The organism is Zeaxanthinibacter enoshimensis, from assembly GCF_004362865.1.
GTDB lineage: Bacteria > Bacteroidota > Bacteroidia > Flavobacteriales > Flavobacteriaceae > Zeaxanthinibacter > Zeaxanthinibacter enoshimensis.
The window spans coordinates 1039276-1055270 of the sequence record NZ_SNYI01000002.1 but is presented as its reverse complement, the minus strand read 5'-3'; the positions used below and the strand labels follow the sequence as shown (position 1 = coordinate 1055270).

Annotated in this window: 12 protein-coding genes; 6 read left to right on the top strand and 6 right to left on the bottom strand. The window is 45.5% G+C overall.

All coding sequences use genetic code 11. The features are described from left to right. Nucleotide 1: 1 nt before the first annotated feature. From CLV82_RS10815 to CLV82_RS10805, 3 genes are all read right to left on the bottom strand, one after another. Complete coding sequence (locus tag CLV82_RS10815) at nt 2–1474, bottom strand: carboxypeptidase-like regulatory domain-containing protein (protein WP_166636706.1); 1473 nt, start codon at nt 1472–1474, stop codon at nt 2–4. A 64-nt stretch (nt 1475–1538) separates the two neighbouring features. Further along, entirely contained in the window at nt 1539–2318 is a 780-nt protein-coding gene (locus CLV82_RS10810) for an agmatinase family protein (protein ID WP_133644311.1), read from the bottom strand. 63 nt (nt 2319–2381) lie between these two features. Beyond that, the gene (locus CLV82_RS10805) at nt 2382–5072 is read right to left on the bottom strand and encodes a TonB-dependent receptor (RefSeq protein ID WP_133644310.1); all 2691 of its coding nucleotides are present in this window, start codon (nt 5070–5072) and stop codon (nt 2382–2384) included. 113 nt (nt 5073–5185) lie between these two features. Between CLV82_RS10805 and ychF the strand changes: the two genes are divergently transcribed. The 5 genes from ychF to CLV82_RS10780 all read left to right on the top strand — a co-directional run bounded on the left by ychF (nt 5186) and on the right by CLV82_RS10780 (nt 12472). Then, nucleotides 5186–6280, top strand: coding sequence for a redox-regulated ATPase YchF (gene ychF, locus CLV82_RS10800; RefSeq protein WP_133644309.1), 1095 nt, complete (start codon nt 5186–5188; stop codon nt 6278–6280). A gap of 146 nt (nt 6281–6426) precedes the next feature. Beyond that, on the top strand, nt 6427–8286 hold the full coding sequence (locus tag CLV82_RS10795; protein ID WP_133644308.1) for a DNA topoisomerase IV subunit B: 1860 nt from the start codon (nt 6427–6429) through the stop codon (nt 8284–8286). Between the two features lie 25 nt (nt 8287–8311). After that, on the top strand, nt 8312–10975 hold the full coding sequence (locus CLV82_RS10790) for a DNA gyrase/topoisomerase IV subunit A (RefSeq protein WP_133644307.1): 2664 nt from the start codon (nt 8312–8314) through the stop codon (nt 10973–10975). A gap of 25 nt (nt 10976–11000) precedes the next feature. Next, a complete protein-coding gene (gene mscL, locus CLV82_RS10785) occupies nt 11001–11435 on the top strand; it encodes a large-conductance mechanosensitive channel protein MscL (RefSeq protein WP_133644306.1) in 435 nt (144 codons plus the stop codon). A gap of 80 nt (nt 11436–11515) precedes the next feature. Next, nucleotides 11516–12472, top strand: coding sequence for a sterol desaturase family protein (locus CLV82_RS10780; RefSeq protein ID WP_133644305.1), 957 nt, complete (start codon nt 11516–11518; stop codon nt 12470–12472). Between the two features lie 382 nt (nt 12473–12854). Here CLV82_RS10780 and CLV82_RS10775 read toward each other — a convergent pair whose 3' ends face one another. Genes CLV82_RS10775 through CLV82_RS10765 form a run of 3 tightly spaced genes read right to left on the bottom strand, consistent with a single transcriptional unit; the run spans nt 12855 to nt 14503 of the window. Then, nucleotides 12855–13673: a TerC family protein gene (locus CLV82_RS10775; protein WP_133644304.1), complete on the bottom strand. Its 819-nt coding sequence runs from the start codon at nt 13671–13673 to the stop codon at nt 12855–12857. A gap of 1 nt (nt 13674) precedes the next feature. Then, complete coding sequence (locus CLV82_RS10770) at nt 13675–14052, bottom strand: DNA topoisomerase IV (protein ID WP_133644303.1); 378 nt, start codon at nt 14050–14052, stop codon at nt 13675–13677. Nucleotides 14053–14110: 58 nt separating this feature from the next. After that, the gene (locus tag CLV82_RS10765; RefSeq protein WP_133644302.1) at nt 14111–14503 is read right to left on the bottom strand and encodes a helix-turn-helix transcriptional regulator; all 393 of its coding nucleotides are present in this window, start codon (nt 14501–14503) and stop codon (nt 14111–14113) included. Between the two features lie 285 nt (nt 14504–14788). Between CLV82_RS10765 and CLV82_RS10760 the strand changes: the two genes are divergently transcribed. Continuing rightward, nucleotides 14789–15889 (top strand): M14 family zinc carboxypeptidase, encoded by a 1101-nt coding sequence (locus tag CLV82_RS10760; protein ID WP_133644301.1) that lies wholly within the window; start codon nt 14789–14791, stop codon nt 15887–15889. Nucleotides 15890–15995: the final 106 nt, after the last annotated feature.

The window sequence follows — 15995 nt, the reverse complement described above, 5'->3', positions numbered from 1 at the left end:
ATTATTCTATCGCTTCAAAATTCTTCATTTCCTGCAAGGGTTGGAGTATCTCCGAATCCTGCCACATCGTGGGATCGTACTTCTTTAATTCCAGGAATCTTACCTTTTCGGGCTCCTTTAGTGCTTGGTAGTCACCCGGGGGCATGGCAGCAGCTGAACTGATCAGTAATTCGGAACGTTCGATGAAGTTTCCTGCCATCTTAAAATCAAAACGAACCTTGTTCCTCGCAGGACTGTTTTCAATGAACTTGAAAGGCCTGTGAACATAAACATAGATACCTTCGTTATGAAGGATATAGGAGGGACTGTATTTACCCAGTTCATCGCGTTTATAGAGGATGGTGCCGTTTTCAATGTTTTCCACAACTTTCACTCCTAACAATAGCTTAAAATTGAATTTCGCCCCTCTTTTTCCGGGAGCATAGGCATATTCTGTTTTCACCAGGGCATAATTGTCGGCATTGACATAGAATTTCCCGCTGTATTTAGCTTTACCCCTGTCTGGTCTAAAAGTGATCACGTGAATGAGTTCATCTCCGAGCATGGTCGATCTCAGGTATTGGAATTCGTACAACCCAGGATCCATTAGCTGCAAGAGGGTGGAGCCTGAATTGAACCTGCTATAATTAAAAAGCGATCTGGTCTGTGATCTCAAGGAAGCGGTACTGTAATGCCCCTTGTCTTTATCATCCGAGTCGTCCTTGAGATTCATTTCATCGTCAATTTTGATGATCCCGGTCTTAACAGTGTAAGTTAAATTGGTATCCAGGTATTGCAGTACAATGTTCTTTGCCTTGTTTTCCACCTTATCCATGGAAAAATCCTTCCTGCTGTCGAGCAGTTCAGTAGCTTTAAGAACCGCTAGTTTGGTGGTATCAGCATCCCGGACCAGGAAATTCCCGAGAAAATCTTTGAAGTTTTTGGATTGGCTATCCTTTACCAGTTGAGACAGAGCCCGGAGTTCCTGGTTGGTCTTTTCCTGGTTTTCTTTTTTAACATGAGTTGCTTTTTCTACTTCCATATCCAGTTCCTCAAAATCTGCTTTGGAGGTTTCCCTGAAGAATAAACGGTAAGAACGGTTATCCAGGACATAGTTTTCCGGTATTCGCTCTTTCACTTTCCTGAGGATCTCATAGGGATCCGGTCTGCGGTTACTAACCATAACCTCGTCGAGTAAAACCACTGCCTCCTTTAAATAAATAATGGGTTTACCGGCTTGCAGGCTTTTTAAGGGCAGGGTTTTGGTTTGGTAACCCATGCAGGAAACCGTAAGCGAGCCTTCGGAATTATTTAGTGGCAGCGCAAAATAACCCTCATCATTGCTGATCACACCTTCAAAACGGTCAGACTGTATCGTGGCAAAAGCTATAGGCTCCCTGGTCTGTTCATCCAGGACACGCCCGCTTATCTCCTGGCCAAATACCCCGGTCCAAAGGAAAAGGCTAAATCCAAGGCTTAGTAGAAAATTTTTCAATCTTGTATGCTTTTGACAACCAGACGAACGGTAGCTAAAAATGTTACACCCGGGCGACCATTAATTATTTGATCATCAATGCGACCAGCTCTTTAAATAACTTACCACAGACCATCGCGGTTTGTTCGTTAAGATCGTTGAGGGGATTAAATTCCACCAGGTCTGCACCGATAACAGGTGACTTGATGGATTGCAGGATAGACAGCAGCTGCCGGGTACTGAAACCTCCGGGTTCCAGGTGAGAGACCCCAGGGGCAAAGGCCGGGTCCAGTGCATCAATATCCAGGGAGATATAAAGCGGGTTCTTAAATTCAGGTAGCAGGGATAAATCCCAGTCTTTCATCTCAATGATCTGCACCCCAAATTTATCAGCCTGTTTCCTTTGATGGGCATTCAGGGTTCGGATTCCCACTTGTACCAGCTTATCCGCGAGTTGCTCTTCCATGATGCGGGCAAAAGGACAGGCATGTGAGAACCGATCCCCTTCAAAGTTGTCATACAGGTCTGAGTGTGCGTCAATATGCAATATATCTACAGGACCATGCACCAGGTGCATCGCTTTCAGCAGGGGGTAGGTAATGGAATGATCACCTCCCAGCGTTAACAGGGGAAGCCCTTCGCGAAGGTTTTCCAGGGTATGGCGTTCAATCTCAAAATGATCTTTAATGCTGTAATCTCCCTTATCTTCGATGATATCCTCCGATATGTCTGTCCCGTTCTCCGCACAGGTGTTGGAAGAATCATTTAGGTAGGCTAGGCGGATCAGGGGAGGAGCAAGGGCGGGCCCCTTCTGGTAAGAAGACTTATCGTCATAGGCCATGCCTTGCAGTACAATTCTTTTCATGGCTCCTAAAATAAAAAAGAGCTGCCTATTAAAGCAGCTCTTGATGGTTTCTTTTAGGTTTTCTCAGAAATTAAATCCTAACCTCGTATAGTAGAATGTTCCGCTGAAACCCATCTGCACAGAGTCCCAGTAACCACCGGCTTCTGTCCAATCGTCCTGCTGGTCAGGGTAAACATTGAATAGGTTATTGGCACCTACATTCAGTTTAAGATTGTCGCATAGCTCAAAGCCCAGTACCAGGTCAGTAACTATTTTAGGGTCATAAGTATCGGTTGCCGCTATGATCTGGTTCTGGAAGCCCCCGTAATCTGCAGGATCTTCAAAAGTCTGGAAATCCAGTAATTCTATCCTGCTAAAGCGAGTGAACCCAAGCCCGGCATTGAACCAGTCTTTGTCATAGTTCAGGTTCAGGGTAAATTTACTGTCCGGGGCTGAAGCCAGTAAGAAGGCCTTATCCCTTTCCCCGAAAAAAGTCTGCTCATCCAGGTTACCATTCTTTACTTCCGTAATGGTCATGTTGTTGATATTCCCCGTAAAGGTGGCCGAGACCCTGCTGTCTGCGAAATTCTTTCTCCACGAAAGAACCACATCCAGTCCCACGGTCTCTGTATCCGCCCCATTGGCGAAGAACTGTGCTGCTTCCACATTTGGGATCTGTGGAGCATCAAAATTACCTGTAAGCACGATCCGATCCTGTACATTGATGTAATACCCGTCTATAGTTGCATTAAATGCTCCGAAGGTAGCTGTAAAACCCAGGCCGGCATTCAGCGCGGTTTCCTCCTTAAGCTGGTCTATTCCAAACGAAGCCGTTACCGGGCTGTTGTTAGGGGAGAGGAGCGATTCCAATGCCTCACCACCGACAAAGTTCGTAAAGCGAAGGTTGTAGTAAATCTGTGCCAGGGAAGGTGCACGGAATCCGCTACTCAGGGATCCCCGTACATTGATATTATCCGAGGCTTTAAGCCTTGCGGCTAGTTTTCCGTTCAGGGTGCTCCCGAAGTCGCTGTAATTCTCGAACCTGGCAGCCGCACTCAGTAAAAACGATTCACTTAGGTCAAATTCTCCGTCTGCGTATAGTGAGAAGTTAGAACGGCTGCGGTCTACTTCATTCGCCGGTCCATACCCGGGGAAACCCTGCGAGCCACCCGGTCTCGGATCACCACTGATAGGATCTACAGGTTGAGTCTGGTTAGCCGGATCTGTGATCAGGATGCCATTCTCATCATAGGTGCCGTAAGAGCCTTCTTCTCCGGCAAAGATGATAAAATTCTCGGTGCGGTATTCGGCACCAAAGGCCAGGTTCATCCCGTAAAGAACATCTTCATAGTATTTGGAGAAATCAAGGTTGGTCGTATTCTGGCTCAGGCTGTGACCACCGGCATCAAAATCTGTTGGAGAAACTTCACCGAGGGAAGCATTGAGAGTTCCTTTAATAAAATAGTGGAAATTGTTCTTCCCATAGGAATTACTCAGGTCAACCTTCCAGTCGTTATCCAAAACTGTACGAAATCCGGCAGTAATGGCATTATCGGTAATATTGGAAGTGATCCTGGGTGTGAAGCCATTCGGATAGATTTCCGGTATAACCCTGGCACCGCCGTTCCTGGTAAATGCATAAGCGTCCGTATCCCGGTAGTTTCGGCCTCCAAAGGCATAGAACTCTGTGTTCTCAGATACAGGGATGGCTGCATTCACCATAAGGTTCAGACCATCGATCGCCGCTTCCCCAAAACCTTTCCTGAAATCAAAAGCAGGTCTTAAGGTCTTGTTCTTACTAATATATTCCATAGTAAAATTGGCATAGCCTTTTTCACCAATACCTACCCCGTAATTTACTGCGGCCTTTACAGACCCACCGTCAAAATTCTTGTCTTTACCAATGGCATTACCATCGCGTTCTGTATCGAGACGGAATCCATCAGTGTTCCAGACCCCGTAATCATCTGCTTCGTAGTCTGAGACATCCACATCCGCATTGGTATTGTATGCGCCGTAGCTTACGACTCCGGATACACCATCGGTGCGGTCTTTCAGGACAATGTTGATCACACCTGCAATAGCGTCCGAACCATACTGTGCCGAGGCCCCGTCACGAAGAATTTCTATACGCTTGATCGCAGCGGCCGGGATGGCATTAAGGTCGGTTCCGGTATTTCCCCGTCCCCGGGTTCCAAAAATATTGATAAGGGAAGACTGATGCCTTCTTTTTCCGTTGATAAGAACCAGAGTCTGGTCGGGACCAAGTCCTCTTAACGTTGCAGGGTCTATATGGTCTGCACCGTCTGATCCTGATTGCTTGTTAGCGTTGAAGGAGGGTGCGGCATATTGCAGCAGTTCATTTACTTCTATCCGGCCACTTTGGGTAGTGACCTCGGCCACATCGATCACATCTACCGGAACAGCGGTATCGGTGGAAGTCCGTTTCGGGCTTCTCGAGCCAACGATCTGGACTTCGTCCAGGGCGACGCCTTCCATCAGCGTAACATCAACTGTGCTGCGGTTGTTTACCGGTTCTTCAATTGTATTGTACCCTATATAACTGAATACAAGCACGTCATCACCGTCAGCATCGATCCGGTAGATACCGTCAAAGTCGGTCGTAGTGCCCCGCGTAGTTCCTTTGACAACTATATTAACACCGACCAGGGGTTCGCCGGCATCATCTTTCACTGTTCCTGAAATACTTTCCTGGGCTCTTATAAGGGAAACTGCCGAAAGAAAACTCAGAAGAAACAAAATTGAAATTTTCATATATAATCTGTTAATTGGTTAAGCGGTTAAATTAGTAAAATTCCTTAAGTAGGGATACATAACTGTATTAATCATAAGAAGCACTATATTTGCGCCGTTAAAAAAATCCCTTAATGAAAGCAGGAATCGTAGGATTGCCCAATGTGGGTAAATCAACCCTTTTTAATTGTTTGTCAAACGCCAAGGCCCAGAGTGCCAATTTCCCTTTTTGTACTATTGAGCCTAATATCGGGGTGGTAAACGTACCGGATCCGAGACTCGAGAAGCTGGAATCTCTTGTGAACCCGGAGCGGGTAGTGCCTGCAACCGTGGAGATCGTAGATATTGCCGGGCTGGTAAAAGGAGCAAGCAAAGGCGAGGGATTGGGAAACCAGTTCCTTGGAAACATAAGGGAAACCGATGCGATTTTGCATGTATTGCGCTGTTTTGAGGACGATAACGTGGTTCACGTGGATGGTTCTGTTGACCCAATCAGGGATAAGGAGACCATTGACATGGAACTGCAGTTGAAAGACCTGGAAACTGTTGAAAAGAAACTGGAGAAAGTTGCCAGGGTCGCTAAAACGGGGAACAAAGATGCCCAGAAGGAGCAGGTAGTGCTGCAGCAACTGAAGACCGGGCTGGAAGCCGGTAAAAGTATCCGTGCTATTACCGTAAGTGAAGAAGACCGGGAAGAATTCGTAAGGCCATTACAGCTAATTACAGATAAGCCCGTACTTTACGTATGTAACGTAGATGAAGGATCTGCCGTAGATGGCAATGCTTACGTGGAGAAGGTAAAGAAAGCAGTTGCTGAGGAAAATGCGGAAGTATTAGTACTTGCCGTAGGTACAGAAGCTGATATTACGGAACTGGATACTTATGAAGAACGACAGATGTTCCTGGATGATCTTGGGCTTACAGAACCAGGATCGGCCAAGTTGATCCGTTCAGCTTATTCCCTGCTCAATCTTCAGACCTACTTTACGGCAGGGGAAAAAGAAGTAAGGGCCTGGACCATCCCTATAGATGCTACTGCACCCCAGGCAGCCGGAGTGATCCATACCGATTTTGAAAAAGGATTTATCCGTGCCGAGGTCATCGCATACGATGATTACGTAAATTATGGCAGTGAAGCTAAAGTAAAGGAAGCCGGGAAAATGCGGGTAGAAGGAAAAGAGTATAAAGTGAAGGACGGTGATGTGATGCATTTCCGTTTTAATGTCTAAACTTTTATCACTCTTTTACATATCTGACACCCGGATTAAATGATTCTGTACCAGGGCCTATCAACAAATGGCGCTGGCATTGTTAATTACTTTAATTTTGATTATTCCCCCGAAATTTTATATTAGCGGGGTTAACCCCCTTAAACATGTCGGATACCCAGTATACAGAAGATAACATAAGGTCATTAGACTGGAAAGAACACATCCGGATGCGTCCCGGGATGTACATCGGTAAACTCGGTGATGGCTCCTCGGCCGATGACGGGATCTATATCCTGCTAAAAGAGGTCATTGATAACTGTATCGATGAATTTGTGATGGGCGCAGGGAAGACCATTGAGATCTCTATCAATGGCGACAGGGTTACCGTACGCGACTACGGCCGGGGTATACCCCTTGGAAAAGTTGTCGACGTAGTCTCCAAGATGAACACCGGGGGTAAATACGATACCCGGGCGTTTAAAAAATCGGTTGGGCTTAACGGGGTAGGTACCAAGGCCGTGAATGCCCTTTCTTCCTATTTTAAGGTAGAATCGACCCGGGATGGAAAATCCAAATCAGCAGAATTCAGCCAGGGTGATCTGCAGGATGAAGAGATGCTGGAGGAGACCTCCCGCAGAAGGGGAACCAAAGTAATGTTCTGCCCGGACGAATCTATCTTTAAAAAATATAAGTATCGTAACGAGTATGTGGAACGCATGCTTAAGAATTACGTCTACCTGAACCCCGGACTGACGATCATCTTTAATGGAGAAAAATTTTACTCGGAAAACGGGTTAAAGGATCTGCTGGAAGACAATAACAGTGAGACAGATCTCCTGTACCCTATCATTCATCTTAAGGGGGAGGACATCGAAGTGGCACTTACCCATAGCCGGACGCAGTACAGTGAAGAATACCATTCTTTTGTTAACGGACAGAATACCACCCAGGGAGGTACACACCAGGCTGCCTTCCGGGAAGCGGTTGTAAAGACCTTCCGGGATTTCTACGGTAAGAATTACGATGCTTCGGATATCCGTAAATCGATCATTGCAGCGATCTCTATCAAGGTCATGGAGCCGGTATTTGAAAGCCAGACCAAAACAAAACTGGGATCCACGGATATGGGAGGAAACCTGCCTACGGTCCGGACATATATCAATGATTTTATCGGGAAGCAGCTGGACAACTACCTGCACAAGAACCCGGAAACGGCAGAAAAGATCCAGCGAAAGATCATGCAGGCCGAGAAAGAACGGAAAGAGTTGTCCGGTATCCGGAAACTGGCCAGGGATCGTGCTAAGAAAGCCAGCCTGCATAATAAGAAATTAAGGGATTGCCGGGTACACCTCGGGGACATGAAGAACGATCGCCGACTGGAGACCACTCTATTTATTACGGAGGGAGATTCCGCCTCGGGATCTATTACCAAATCCCGGGATGTGAACACCCAGGCAGTGTTCAGCTTAAGGGGGAAGCCTCTGAATTCTTTCGGGATGTCTAAGAAGATCGTATACGAGAACGAGGAGTTCAACTTACTCCAGGCTGCCCTGAATATTGAGGAATCCATGGAGGATCTTCGTTACAATAATATTGTGATCGCTACGGATGCGGATGTAGACGGGATGCATATCCGGTTACTGCTGATCACCTTCTTCCTGCAGTTTTTCCCGGAACTGATCAAGGAAAACCATTTGTATATCTTGCAGACTCCACTCTTCAGGGTCAGGAACAAGAAAGAGACCATCTATTGCTATAGTGAGGATGAAAAGAGAGAGGCTATCCAGAAATTAACCGGGAAGCCCGAAATTACCCGGTTCAAGGGATTAGGAGAAATCTCCCCGGATGAGTTCCAGCATTTTATTGGGGATGATATCCGCCTGGAACCTGTCATGCTGGATAAGGCGCTTTCCATAGAGGAATTATTGAAATTTTATATGGGGAAAAATACCCCTGACCGGCAGGAATTCATCATTGAAAACCTTAAAGTAGAAGTAGATTTAGTAGACGAAAACCAACTATAAATCAAATAAATACGATTCTCATTGAATGGAAGAGAATGAGGAAGTGAACGAACATCACGAGGATCCACAGGATAGCTCGCAAGACAGCCTGACGCGGGTAACCGGCATGTATAAAAATTGGTTCCTGGATTACGCTTCGTACGTGATCCTGGAAAGAGCGGTGCCTGCTATTGAAGACGGATTTAAACCGGTGCAACGCCGGATCATGCATGCGCTTAAGGAACTGGATGACGGTCGGTATAACAAGGTGGCCAACGTGGTTGGTCATACCATGCAGTACCACCCGCACGGGGATGCCAGTATCGCGGATGCGATGGTGCAGATAGGTCAAAAGGACCTGCTTATCGATACCCAGGGTAACTGGGGGAACATCCTGACCGGGGATGGCGCCGCAGCTTCCCGTTATATCGAGGCTCGTTTGTCTAAATTCGCACTGGATGTGGTCTTTAGTCCTAAGATCACCGAATGGCAGATGTCTTATGACGGGCGTAAAAAAGAACCGGTAAACTTACCGGTTAAATTTCCCTTATTATTAGCCCAGGGTGCTGAAGGTATCGCGGTGGGACTATCAACCAAGATACTCCCGCATAATTTCAACGAGCTGATCGATGGCTCCATTAAACATTTACAGGGCAAGCGTTTTAAATTGTTTCCCGATTTCCCTACTGCCGGAGTCATAGATGTTACTAATTACAACGACGGAATGCGGGGAGGGAAGATCCGGGTGCGGGCCAAGATCGAGCAGCTGGATAAGAACACCCTTGTTATTAGGGAGATACCCTACGGGACCAATACTTCTTCTTTAATTGATTCTATCCTTAAAGCGAACGATAAGGGGAAGATCAAGATCAAGAAAATAGAAGATAATACGGCGGCTGAGGTGGAGATATTAGTCCATCTGCCTTCCGGTCTTTCACCGGATAAAACCATTGACGCCCTGTACGCATTTACTGCCTGCGAATCTTCTATTTCACCTTTAGGTTGTATTATCGAGGACAACAAACCGCTTTTTATCGGTGTTACCGAAATGCTGGAGCGTTCTACGGATTATACGGTAGAGCTTTTGCGGCAGGAACTGGAGATACAGCTGGAGGAACTGGAAGCGCAATGGCATTTTGCGTCCCTGGAGCGCATCTTTATCGAACACCGCGTATACCGGGAGATCGAAGAAGAAGAGACCTGGGAAGGCGTGATCGCAGCAATTGACAAAGGTCTTAAGCCGCATACCGCTCACCTTAAAAGGGAAGTTACCGAGGAAGACATCGTCAGGCTTACAGAGATCAGGATCAAGCGGATCTCGAAATTTGACCTCGACAAGGCGCAGCAACATATCGAAAGCCTGGAGGATAAACTGGCCCAGACAAGGCACCACCTGGCACACCTGGTTGAATACGCTATAGATTATTTTAAAGAGCTTAAAGCGAAATACGGCAAAGGCAGGGAGCGAAAATCTGAGATCAGAGTATTTGATGAGATAGAAGCTACTAAAGTAGTGATCCGCAATACCAAGCTCTATGTAAACCGGGAAGAAGGATTTATCGGGACATCTCTTAAAAAAGATGAATATGTCACGGACTGCAGCGACATAGATGATATCATTGTCTTTACGAAGAGTGGAGAAATGATGGTGACAAAGGTAGATGCCAAGACGTTTATCGGGAAGAATATCATCCACGTGGCTGTCTTTAAGAAAAAGGATAAGCGCACCATCTACAATATGATCTACAAAGATGGTCGGGGAGGTGCAAGTTATGTGAAGCGCTTCAGTGTAACCAGTATCACCCGGGATAAGATGTATGATCTTACGACAGGCAAGCCACAATCCGAGGTGCTTTATTTTACTGCAAATCCAAATGGAGAGGCCGAAGTGGTCACTATCCACCTGAGACAATCAGGTAGTATAAAGAAACTGAAATGGGATCTCGATTTCGCTGATGTACTGATCAAAGGAAGGAATTCCAAGGGAAATATTGTTACCAAATATGCTGTCAAACGCATTGAGCTTAAGGAAAAAGGCCTTTCTACCTTAAAGCCACGTAAAATATGGTTTGACGAAACGGTACGCAGGCTCAATGTTGATCAAAGGGGAGAGCTCCTGGGGGAGTTTACCAGTGAGGACATGTTGCTTATCATTACGCAGAAAGGGATGGTGAAAACAGCTATCCCGGAACTCACTATGCATTTTGACCAGGACATGCTGGTGCTGGAAAAATGGAAGCCCAATAAGCCGATAACTGCTATTTATTTTGACGGAGAAAAGGAGAGGTTTTATGTGAAACGCTTCCTGATCGAAAAAGAGAATAAGGAAGAGCTAATTATCACGGATCATCCGAAATCCTACCTGGAACTGGTGTTTACAGATTGGAAGCCTGTGGCAGAACTGGTCTTTTCCAAACCGAGAGGGAAGGAGCAAAAGCCTAACCAGGTCATAGCATTGGAAGAGTTTATTTCTGTCAAAGGGATCAAGGCGATGGGCAACCAGCTTACTCCGGAAAAAGTGAAGCAGATCAACGCATTGGATCCCATACCCTATGAGGAACCTGAACCTCATAAGACAGAAGATATAGAAGTAGTTGATGAAGAGGATGTTAAGGCAGATGGAAAGAATTCAGGAAGCCAGCAGGATAAAGCCAAAAAAAATCCTAATAAAGGCAGTGAGGAAGACGATTCACAACCAACTTTGTTCTGATCAGTAAAAGATTAACGGAATACGCATGAAGAAGTTCTTTACGGAGTTCAAAAATTTTGCCGTCAAAGGTAATATGATAGACATGGCGGTAGGTATCATCATAGGTACTGCTTTCAACAATGTAGTCAATACCATAGTAAAGAAAGTGGTAATGCCGCCCTTGTCACTTATGACCGACGGGGTGAACCTGGCAGATAAGAAGCACGTTTTAAGGGAGGCCTCGGATGACGCAGCTGAAGTTGCAATAGGATACGGAGAATTGTTAGAGGTGTTAATTGACTTTCTCATCATTGCATTGACTATATTTGTGGTCATCAAATTCATCAACCGGCTTAAAGAGAAGTCGGAAGATCCGAAGAACCAGGAGCAGCCTACGCCTAAAAACATTGAACTCCTTTCTAGTCTGGAGAAATTAATGAAAGAACAGAATGATCTGTTGCGCTCCGGGAAAGACTCTTAAAAATAATTGGATCACTAACTTAAAATGCTAGGCCACATGGTTCTGCCTTACCATTCTTAAATTAATACTTGACCTAATCAATGGATTTTACAAACCCCTTAGTTTACGGAGTACCCTGTTTTATCGCGTTTATTTTGTTAGAACTTACCTACAGCAAAACCCATGGCGATGACGATCTCTATCATTGGAAAGATCTGTTCGCAAGTGGATTTATGGGTGTGGGTTCTGCTATTCTCGGACCGCTGTTCAAGGTTGTGTTCATGGTATTCTTATTTGAGTACACCTATGAATTATTCAATCCTATGGTAGATGGAGTACGTACCCATTTACTGGGTTACGAGTCTTTCGGCTACGCCTGGTATGTCTGGATCTTCTGTATGTTGGCAGATGATTTCACCTATTATTGTTTCCATCGCGCCAACCATGAGATCCGCATTCTCTGGGCAGCGCATATCGTTCATCATTCCTCTGATAATTTTAACCTGGGAACTGCCGTGAGAAACGGTTGGTTCACCATTCTTTACAAGCCGCTCTTTTACATGTGGATGCCCGCAATTGGTTTTCCGCCGGAAATGGTGATCGTTTGCCTTGGGATCGAAGCCCTTTGGCAGTTTCAGCTACACTCGGTTTACGTGCCTAAACTAGGCTTCCTGGAAACATTTTTAAACACCCATACCATGCACCAGGTTCACCATGCCCAGAATGTGGAATATCTTGATAAGAACCATGGTGGAATCCTCAATATCTTTGACCGGATGTTCGGCACTTACAAGGCGCTTGATGAGAGTATTGATGTGAAATACGGGGTGATCCACGCTCCGAATTCCTACAACCCGGTGGTCATCCTGACCCACGAATTCAAGGATATCTGGAAGGATGTAAAGAAATCCGGGAATTGGTATCATAAGTTCATGTATGTCTTTGGACCTCCGGGATGGAGTCATGACGGCAGTACGCTTACCGTGAAACAGCAACAACGCGAATTCCAGGAATACAAGCGGAAAAATCCTAAGCTGGCTTTTAGCAGGCCAAATTAAAGTTCGAACGAGCTATAAAAATGAACTGCAGCTTTTAAGGCTGCAGTTTTTTTTTGAACAAGTCCGAAGGCTGTATCAGGCTTCCGGAAGTGTGCTCCTTTGCTGATTCAGGAAGCAGCTGGTCAATTCCGGGATAATTAGGAGGAGCTGGTTAGGTCCGTAGCAGGGCGCCGGGAGAACGATCTTCAAAATAGTAACCCTCAAAGGTATTTCGCCACAAGTATTAAAGCTATAAAATCCCAATTTTGACGGATGTTCCCGCCAGGTTGGTGGTGTCCGGGGTATTATCCCTGACTGAGCTGGGGACGGGGGCAAGCTCCCGCCTCCCCAATCGAAAGATAGCAGCACTCCCTGCAGGAAAGAAGCAGTGGATTTCCTTTATTTATTCCGCCGGTCCAACATCCCTGACTTCGGTATTGTTATTCTTCCGCATTCGCATATTCAGGAATTCCACCAGTAACGAGAAGGCTATAGCAAAATATAGGTACCCCTTAGGAATAGCACCGATCTGCTGGCCGAATATCTCTGTGTGGCTCAAATGTGCGGCTTCCGCGATAAGCATAAAACCGATCAGGATCAAAAACGAAAGCGCAAGCAGCTGCATCGAAGGATGTTCGTTGATGAATTTCCTGATAGGGTTAGCGAATACCAGCATTACAATAATTGAGATCACCACGGCGATGATCATTAGTATCAGGGCATCACCCGGTTTCTCGCCTATCCCGTTGGTCATCCCGACTGCCGTCAGGATCGAGTCTATGGAGAAAATAAAGTCGATTATAATGATCTGTACTATAGCCCTGGAGAGCGTGGTCAGATTCTTTGATTTCACTTTGTCGGGGCCGTATTCCGGTTGATCTACCTTGTCGTGGATCTCCGAGGTACTTTTATATAAGAGGAAAAGACCACCGAAAAACAGTATCAGTGCCTGTCCACTCACTCCAACGTGAATCCAGGAGGCATCAATTTGGTAAAATGGCTCGGATAGGCCGATTAGGGCTGTTACTGCAAACAATAAGATGATCCGTTGCACCATGGCCAGGATCAGTCCCCAGTTGGTCGCTTTTTTCTGGTCTTTTTCCGGTAGCTTATTGGCGGCGATAGAAATAAAGACAATATTATCAATGCCCAGTACTATTTCAAGGAAAGTAAGGGTAAGTAAGGCTACCCAGGCATCGGCGGAGGTGAGGATTTCAAACATGCTAGTTAGTTTTTACGGCGGTTCCTTTAGATTTGTTTTTGCTCCCTACTATATTGTATTCAAAAGTATAAGAGCTGTCCGTGGTAGACAGGATCTTCATGTGGATTGAAGCTTCTTCCGATCTGTCCTTTGGATTCAGTTTTTTTACAATGTATTCACAGTCATTCAGCCATCGCACTTCCGATGTATCAGCTTTTCCTTCAAAATAGTCGATCTCCATATTGCCAGATCGCACAAACCTGGTTGTTTTGCTTTCACCATTAATTTCGGTGGTAAAAGTGAAAGTACCGTCTTTAAAGGACTTGCAATCGCGCTCCGGCGAATAACAGCTGCTCAGGGTGAGTATGGCCAAGAAGGCAGGTATAAATCTCTGGATCATGCTACAAAATAACTAAAAGGGGTTGAATTCGCCTAATGCCGGAAGAGGATAAACGAGCCTATTTCTGATCGAGTTCTAAATTTTTCTGATAACTCTCAAAACTCCCGTCTTTGTAGAAAATAATGATCTTATCGATCACCTTGTTTGAAGTTGATCCTGATGCCTGGTCTGATGGTTTAATAGAAGCGGTGGAGGGGGCAGGTAGATTTTGTCCGGTGTTTTGTTCTGCCGGGAAGCTACCTTTCCCGTTCAGGAGCCAGTACAGGTTTACCTCCGGGAAGGTTTTTACCACCCTCAGGACAAAATCGAGGCTGGGTTTATTTCGCCCGCTTAGGAGGTGAGAGATCCCGGATCGCTGAACTCCCAGTTGGTCCGCAAATGCTGCCGCTGTCATGTCGTAATGAGCGATGATTCGCTCCAGTCTCTTTATGAACTCCTCAGTGTTTACCATGTTAAATTTAAGTTGTTAACCTGAACATTCCGCTCAGCGATCCATCTGAACTAATTGCCAATATATATTGAATCATAAATTCACATCATTAACTGTAATACATTGAAATGCAAATAATTGAGTATGTACTATAGTCAATTTAAATCAAGTGTTAAAATCAAGTTACAATCGTAAACAACTTCAGGGAAATTCATTGATGTAACTGTTTACGAAGTTAAATAATCGTGTTGACATTTGTGAATTTTAAACAAGTTACTTTTGTAAACCAATAGCATTATTAAGTGTATGGCAACAGCATTAGATTATAAGGACATTAAGGAGGTTTCAGTTAATGGAAGATACCTGCCTCCCAAAAAAGTGAACCAGGTTTTGGCGATCTGGTCTCATCTGTTCTTTTTGGAGAAGATCGGGTACTCCGTCGAAGACCGCCCCATCCAATTACTCACTCTTGGCCAGGGGCCTTTAAAAGTTCTGATGTGGTCACAGATGCACGGTAACGAATCCACGACTACGAAAGCTGTCCTAGACCTGATTGCATTTTTCGGGAAAGGGGGTGGTGGTGATATCCTTGACCGCTGCACTATTAAAATAATACCTCAGTTAAATCCGGATGGCGCTTTTGCTTATACCCGGGTTAATGCAAATGGTGTAGACCTGAACCGCGATGCAGCCGAACTTACTCAACCTGAAAGTATCGTTCTTCGTGAAACTTATGATGAATGGCAGCCGGATTATTGCTTTAACCTGCATGATCAGCGTACCATCTTTAATACAGGTAACAGCAATAGCCCTGCAACATTGTCCTTCCTGGCTCCCGCAGCCGACGCTGATCGCAGTATTACCGAATCCAGGGCAGAGAGTATGCGCCTCATCAGTCATATATATATGGAGCTGGGTGAAAGCCTTCCGGGAAGGATAGGGAGATATGATGATAGCTACAATATGAACTGTGTTGGGGATACCTTCCAGTCCATGGGTACACCTACCTTATTATTTGAGGCCGGGCACAGCCCGGGGGATTATTCCAGGGAGGAGACCCGGGAATTTGTTTACCGGGCGATCTGCGCCGCACTGCAGGGCATAGGCAAAAGCTTGCATAAGTCGCACCGTGTTGATAGTTACAATGACATTCCCGAAAATAACCAGCAGTTTTTCGATATCCTGATATCGCATGCGGAGATCCTGCTTCCCGGTGCCCGGGATAATACAAGGGTGGGGGTGATGTATAAGGAGGTGCTGAAAAATAACCAGATCGTTTTTGAACCATACCTGGCGGAACGCGGGAAATTGTCTCAATATTATGGTCATATCCAATATGACTGTAAAGTGCCTTCTGAGCTGGATACCCTTCGAAAAAATAAAGAAATTATGCAAATTCTGGCGTAACTATTTTTCTCTGATTTTACCCGTTCGTTGAGCATATTTCAAATATCTGCAATTTTTGTTAAGATTAATTTCTTAATTTTCTATTTTTGCCCTAAATAATGTCAAC

Excerpts from the sequence above, each read along its gene's own strand:
- CLV82_RS10805 (WP_133644310.1), bottom strand. The coding sequence starts at position 5,072 with ATGAAAATTTCAATTTTGTTTCTTCTGAGTTTTCTTTCGGCAGTTTCC.
- CLV82_RS10775 (WP_133644304.1), bottom strand. The coding sequence starts at position 13,673 with ATGTTTGAAATCCTCACCTCCGCCGATGCCTGGGTAGCCTTACTTACC.
- CLV82_RS10810 (WP_133644311.1), bottom strand. The coding sequence starts at position 2,318 with ATGAAAAGAATTGTACTGCAAGGCATGGCCTATGACGATAAGTCTTCT.
- ychF (WP_133644309.1), top strand. The coding sequence starts at position 5,186 with ATGAAAGCAGGAATCGTAGGATTGCCCAATGTGGGTAAATCAACCCTT.
- mscL (WP_133644306.1), top strand. The coding sequence starts at position 11,001 with ATGAAGAAGTTCTTTACGGAGTTCAAAAATTTTGCCGTCAAAGGTAAT.
- CLV82_RS10790 (WP_133644307.1), top strand. The coding sequence starts at position 8,312 with ATGGAAGAGAATGAGGAAGTGAACGAACATCACGAGGATCCACAGGAT.
- CLV82_RS10780 (WP_133644305.1), top strand. The coding sequence starts at position 11,516 with ATGGATTTTACAAACCCCTTAGTTTACGGAGTACCCTGTTTTATCGCG.
- CLV82_RS10760 (WP_133644301.1), top strand. The coding sequence starts at position 14,789 with ATGGCAACAGCATTAGATTATAAGGACATTAAGGAGGTTTCAGTTAAT.
- CLV82_RS10795 (WP_133644308.1), top strand. The coding sequence starts at position 6,427 with ATGTCGGATACCCAGTATACAGAAGATAACATAAGGTCATTAGACTGG.
- CLV82_RS10770 (WP_133644303.1), bottom strand. The coding sequence starts at position 14,052 with ATGATCCAGAGATTTATACCTGCCTTCTTGGCCATACTCACCCTGAGC.
- CLV82_RS10765 (WP_133644302.1), bottom strand. The coding sequence starts at position 14,503 with ATGGTAAACACTGAGGAGTTCATAAAGAGACTGGAGCGAATCATCGCT.